The 6,163-nt window shown below is 46.0% G+C and carries 3 protein-coding genes; all 3 read right to left on the bottom strand.

The window, feature by feature from the left end; genetic code table 11:
• Window positions 1-2,348, bottom strand: a 2,348-nt coding sequence (locus QT998_RS15280) for a DUF4347 domain-containing protein (protein ID WP_333218067.1), incomplete at its 3' end; no start/stop codon positions are given.
• 942 nt (window positions 2,349-3,290) lie between these two features.
• Window positions 3,291-5,387: a prolyl oligopeptidase family serine peptidase gene (locus QT998_RS15275; RefSeq protein WP_333093404.1), complete on the bottom strand. Its 2,097-nt coding sequence runs from the start codon at window positions 5,385-5,387 to the stop codon at window positions 3,291-3,293.
• A 168-nt stretch (window positions 5,388-5,555) separates the two neighbouring features.
• Window positions 5,556-6,149, bottom strand: coding sequence for a recombination mediator RecR (gene recR / locus QT998_RS15270; RefSeq protein WP_194008721.1), 594 nt, complete (start codon window positions 6,147-6,149; stop codon window positions 5,556-5,558).
• Window positions 6,150-6,163: the final 14 nt, after the last annotated feature.

Raw genomic sequence — 6,163 nt, 5'->3', positions numbered from 1 at the left:
GCTGGATCTCCTAAAAACAGGACTCCTTGGGCCGCTGGCGGTATGGTGTTGATGGTGTAGGAGGCGATCGACCCGTCGGGGTCATTTCCTCCCAATCCGGGCACAGGAAGGGTGTTTCCCGGCAGCACTGACCCAGTGGTAGGGTTGGCTACTGGTGGTTGGTTGGCTGCTGTCAGAGTCGTGGTGACATTAGCACCCGGAGCACTACCGTCGTTGTTAGTCGGAGTGGGGTCTGGAGTAGCTGAGCTGCTGCTAGCCTTGTTGCTGACGCTTGGCCCTGCGGGTGCGATGAAGCTGACTGTGTTGGCTAGAGCATTGGCCGCACCGATGGCTAAGTTCACAGGAGGGAAGGTGACAATACCCGTAACGCTATCGTAGATGCCACCCGGTGCCACCACTCCCGTTAAATTGGGAATGATGGTGTCGGTGACAGTGACGTTAGTCGCTATGCTCGGCCCGTTGTTGACTGTGGAAATTGTGTAAGTAACTATATTGCCAACAGTCTCCGCCACTGGCCCGATTTTTGTGGTACTGACATCGGCTTGAGCAACTGTAGTTTGGACTTGAGATGTTACAGCAGTACCGTTGTTGTTAGCTGGGGTGGGGTCGTAGGTGCTGGAGTTACTAAAAGCAGTGTTAGTTATGGTAGTCCCAAGCGCCCCGGTGGCATTTACGGTGATGGTGCGGACTTCACTAGCACCGCTAGCCAAAGCCGGAACCGTCGGCCAGATTACAGTCCGCGTGAGAGGGTTGTATACACCATTGCCATTAGGGTGGAGAGCACTGACAAAAGTTAAGTCTGCGGGCAGTTGATCTTGAATCAAAACGTCTGCGGCAGCGGATCCACCAGCAGCATTGCTGGTGGTAATTGTGTAGGTAATGTTTCCGCCAGGAGCGACGAAGGCGGGGCCTGTTTTAGCAACGGAAATGTCGGCTTGGCTTGCAGGAGGATTGATCGTTTCGACAAGGAGATTAGCAACCTCGTGAATGTTTGTAGACGAGCCTGTCGAACCAGCAAAACCAAATTTGAAAGTAGGTGGTATTGTTTCGTTTACCGCGATTAGATCGGGTATGTCTATCAAAGTTACGCCCGTATCAAATACATCGTTGCCGTCAGTATCTATAGCAACTGAAAGACGGCTTGAACCTGGTAGTAATGTAATTTGGACGGTTTTTTTTACATTAGCAGTAGTGCGAGTGGTTGCCGTAACATTATCTATGCCGCCCGGAACGGGAGCGGTAGTTAAAAATTTATAGTTGTTGGCTTCGCTGCCTCTAATTGTAATTGAATCAGGTCGCTGCCCCGGGTTGGGCATGGGGCCGATACGCCCTTGACCAGAATTGGAAAAATTGCCAAATTCATCTAATCCGACACCTAAATAACCTCCTACAATCCCGAATGCTGCTGGGGGGGAGGTGTTGGGAGCATAGCCGAGAGAGCCGCCGAAGCCTCCCGCCGATGCTGGCGTAGCTGTTCCGTTAATTAGGAAAAAACTAATGCCATCAGCACCATTATTGCCGTTATAAGCAAATAAATCAAAGGTAACTCTCAGCCCGTCAGTTGAAGAGATGGGGTTGTTGTAGATGACATAATTTGCTTGGTTATTCGCATTTGATGTTAATCTCAAAGCACCGCTGCCTGGTGGATCGACTGGCCCTGCCACTACACCGGGAATAATGCCGGGGCCGGTGCCTGCGGTTAAGCCAGGAGGAGGTGAACCGCCGCCATTATAAATCCAAGGCCCTAGTGCTGTTGAACCTTGAAAGGTTTCGCTAACTAAGGTAGCGAGGACTGATTTGTAGTTTTCTAGGACTTTTTTTTCAAAGGCTACTTCGGCATTTATTTGTCCTGTGGTAATTTCTAATTCCCAGTCGCCGCCTAGTGCTGCACTACCAGTTAAATTGTTGGAAGCGGCAATATTTGCTCCGGTGAATTCGCTAATTTTTTGTATGAATTTAAGGCCGGATTTGCCTGCTGCTATGTTGCAGCCGTAAAGTAGAATGCTGGCGGATTTGCTGAGGGATTTTCCCCACTGCTGCAATTGGTGGCTGTGGGTTTCTAGGTTGTCAAGATTAAATTCTGCAGGGCCGATCGCGATTGCTGCTTCTCGGCCGTGAGATACTACGTGCAGGCTGTTGATATTGTGGCGCTGACCCAAAATTTCGGTGATTTGCTCGATCGCCCCCCTAGTTTCACTGAGTATAAATACTTCCGTTCCTGCTTTGACCCCACCGATCAATTGCTCGTAATTTTCTACTCTGGAGTCAACCACCACTAGAGATTTTTTGGCTTCTGGCTCTGCTTGAGAGCTCGCTCCTGCAAAAAAAAAGCTGTTTTTAGTGGCCATATTTTTAGATTTCAGTATTTTTACCGCTGACAAATGCGACGTTTTAGGGATCATTTTCATTATTCGTTGATTTACTTATCCGTTCTAACCTACCCCTTTAAAAAAAATCAATCAACAACAAAATATAAATTTTTAATAAGTTTTCTTAAACTTCAAAATTAATACTTACGTGTTTTTTTTGTTGAGTTGAAATTTTTAGACAAAAATGGAGGGGAATGCTGGGGCGCATCTGCTGCCACCTAATGACTACTCAACTCAAAGCTTTTATCTGCAAAGGTTTTTAGGATTTTACGGCTACGGTTAAGTCTTGTTTTTTTTGAGCGTAGACTGTGCCAGAAAATTGAAATTGCGATCGCCCGCAATACAAAATCCGGCTTGAATACCCCTTTTATTTTTTAGCTTTTCTGAACTATAACGCCAGTTTATGCAAGATGGGTTTCAAGCGTTAAGTTTTATAAAGAGGGGTTTTTAACCCGGATTGAAGATTACTTACGCAGGGCTGAAAAAAGACAGTAATGTAAGTGACATAAGGGTACTCAGTGCGGACAAAAGTATTATTTCTCACCCAAGATTTACCGTAAATCCACTGAAAAATCTGTTTTTGAGAATTGGAAAGTTTTTAATTTGAGATTCGATTGACTTCTGTTGCCCGCTTGACATTGCCGCTAAACTAACTGAAAAAAGCGGTCTCAAAAAAATGTCAAAATGACCGCTAAAGCATACAAAAATTAATTTTAATAAAAATGATTAAATGGGGGGTTGACAATCTTTACTTACCTATGTTATTTGAGCTGGTTTATGCTGCGAACACCAGTGAAACATCGCAGGATTGGAGGGAAAAATTAGACGAGTAGAGTAATTGCATAAATCTTTGATAAATGTGTCAACCGCAGATTTAAGGCAGATACAACGCTGATACATTCACCCCCAATCCCGCGCTGGTTAAACCTTAATATCGAGCTCGCGCACCAAAAAAGCCCATTCATCTGCTAATTCTTCAATGACTTTAGCAGTAGGTTTGCCGCCCCCGTGACCTGCTTTGGTTTCGATCCTAATTAACACCGGCTTTTCTCCCCCTTGGGTTTCTTGCAAAGCCGAAGCAAACTTGAAACTGTGGGCGGGAACTACTCTGTCGTCGCGATCGGCAGTTGTAATCATTGTCGCCGGATAAGCTGTGCCCGATTTGAGGTTGTGCAGGGGAGAATAGCTGCGGATTGTGGGAAATTCTTCGGGATTTTCCGGGGAACCGTATTCCGAAGTCCAGGCCCAACCAATGGTAAATTTGTGGAAGCGCAACATATCCATAACGCCGACTGCGGGCAATGCTGCACCGAACAATTCCGGCCGCTGAGTCATGCAAGCCCCTACTAACAAACCGCCGTTGCTGCCGCCTGCGATCGCCAATTTAGCCGGTTTGGTGTACTTGTTTTCAATCAACCATTCAGCAGCGCTGATAAAGTCATCAAACACGTTTTGCTTCTTTAACTTTGTACCTGCTTGGTGCCAGGATTCACCGTACTCGCCACCTCCCCGCAAACAGGCTGTGACGTAAACTCCGCCCATCTCCAACCACACAACCCTGCTAACCGAGAAACTAGGAGTCAGCGAGATGCCAAAACCGCCGTAACCGTATAGGTATGTCGGGTTATTGCCATCTAATTGCAAACCTTTTTTGTGGGTAATAAACATGGGTACGCGAGTACCGTCTTTGCTAGGATAAAATACTTGTTTCGTTTCGTAGCCTTCGGGGTCAAAATCGACATTTGGTTTCCGATAAATAGTGCTTTCATCTGTCACCATGTTGTAGCGGTAAATCGTGTTTGGCGCTGTGAAACTGGTGTAAGCATAAAAGGTTTCCGTGTCGTGCCGCTTGCCGCCGAATCCTCCCGCCGAACCGATTCCCGGTAAGGCGATTTCTCGCACAAAAGAGCCTTCTAAGGTGAAGATTTTAATCTGGGTGTAGGCATCTTTTAGGTAAGAAGCGATAAATTGATTGTTGAGGATGCCAATGCCTCCGAGGGTTTCGGCTGCTTCGGGAATAATTTCTGCGAATTTCCCTTGAGTGTCACTGCCCGCGAGGGATGATGGTGGTGGGTTGCTAATGTCGATCGCAATTACGCGGCCTAGCGGTGCATTTAAATCTGTTTGAAACCAGAAAAGAGAGCCGTCATTATCGATGAAACTGTACTCTGCCTCAAATTCGCTAATTAGTTCAACAACGCTGGATTCCGGTGCTGTTAAATCTTTGTAAAAAATCAAGTTTTTGGTTTCAGTTCCCAGCCAAACAGAGATAATTAAGTAGCGGCCGTCTTCGGTGACACCTGCGCCAAATCCCCACTCTTTTTGATCCGGTCGTTCGTAGATCAATATATCTTCAGATTGGGAAGTACCGAGCTTGTGATAAAACAGTTTTTGGTAATAGTTAACGTCTTCGTGTTTAGTTTTTTCGTTTGGTTCGTCGTAGCGGCTGTAAAAAAAGCCTTTACCATCATGAGTCCAGGATGCTCCTGAGAATTTAATCCACTTTAAATGGTCTGATAAATCTTCGCCTGTTTCCACATCGCGAACTTTCCATTCTTGCCAATCGGAGCCGGAAGTTGACAAACCGTAGGCCATTAGTTTGCCGTCTTCGCTGATAGCTATGCCGCCGAGAGCAATAGTTCCGTCTTCTGAGAGAGTGTTGGGGTCAATTAATACTTTAGGTTCGCCGTCTAAGGATGGTAAAGTATAAAGTACAGATTGATTTTGTAGACCGTCATTTTTGTAGTAGAAATAGCGATCGCCTTCTTGGAAAGGTATGCCGTATTTCTCGTAATCCCAAAGTTGAGTCAGTCGCTGTTTGATTTTTTCCCGCGCCGGAATCTGGCTGAGGTAGCCGAAGGTGACTGCGTTTTGGGCTTCTACCCAGGCTTGGGTTTCCTCTGATTCGGGATTTTCCAGCCATCTGTAGGGATCTGATACTTTGACACCGTGATAGTCGTCAGATACGTCGGTTTTGTGGGTTGTGGGGTAGATCAAAGGGCGATCGAATTGAGTCATATTTTTTCACTCTCAGTAACTTTGTTTAGTTTAACCTTTTTTGCAAATTTGCGATTGCGAACCTGAATAAAGCAATCGCACTTCCTTCTCTCCCATCTTCCTTTGTGTCCTTTGCGTCTTCGCGGTTCGTTTCTCTAACATTTCAACTCAGCAATTGCCCATTTTAAACTAATCCAATTCCCTCCTTCCTTCCAAAGCACGAGCCAAAGTTACCTCATCTGCATATTCCAAATCTCCCCCCATTGGCAAACCAAAAGCGATGCGCGTCACTCTGGTAAAAGGTTTCAATAAATGACCGATATAAAGAGTAGTAGTTTCGCCTTCCACGCTGGGACTAATCGCAATAATTACTTCACTAATTTTTTGCTGGCTGACGCGGCGGACTAAGGGTTGAATGTTCAATTGTTCCGGGCCAATTCCATCCATCGGCGAAATAACGCCGCCGACAACGTGATATTTGCCGATGTATTCCCTGGTTTTTTCTAGGGCGATTACGTCGCGGGATTCTGACACTACACAAATGGTAGAACTGTCGCGGTTTGTGTTGCGACAAATTTCGCAAACAGGTTCAGCAGATAAGTGAAAGCATACTTTACAGAAACCGACTTGTTTTTTGGCATCAATCAAAGATTGAGCTAGGGCTTGCACGTCTTCTTCGGGTCGTTTTAAAATATGCAAAGCGAGTCGCTGTGCTGTTTTTGGCCCGACTCCTGGTAAGCGCTGCAATTGTTCGATTAAACGGGCTAAGGGTCGAGTATACATAAAATGAAGGAAGA

Source organism: Microcoleus sp. S1D4 (assembly GCF_036700765.1).
GTDB lineage: Bacteria > Cyanobacteriota > Cyanobacteriia > Cyanobacteriales > Microcoleaceae > Microcoleus.
Note: the sequence above shows the minus strand (reverse complement) of the source record. Positions and strands in the feature narration are given on the sequence as shown.

Coding starts and splice junctions, on each gene's coding strand:
- QT998_RS15275 (WP_333093404.1), bottom strand. CDS start 5,387: ATGACTCAATTCGATCGCCCTTTGATCTACCCCACAACCCACAAAACC.
- recR (WP_194008721.1), bottom strand. CDS start 6,149: ATGTATACTCGACCCTTAGCCCGTTTAATCGAACAATTGCAGCGCTTA.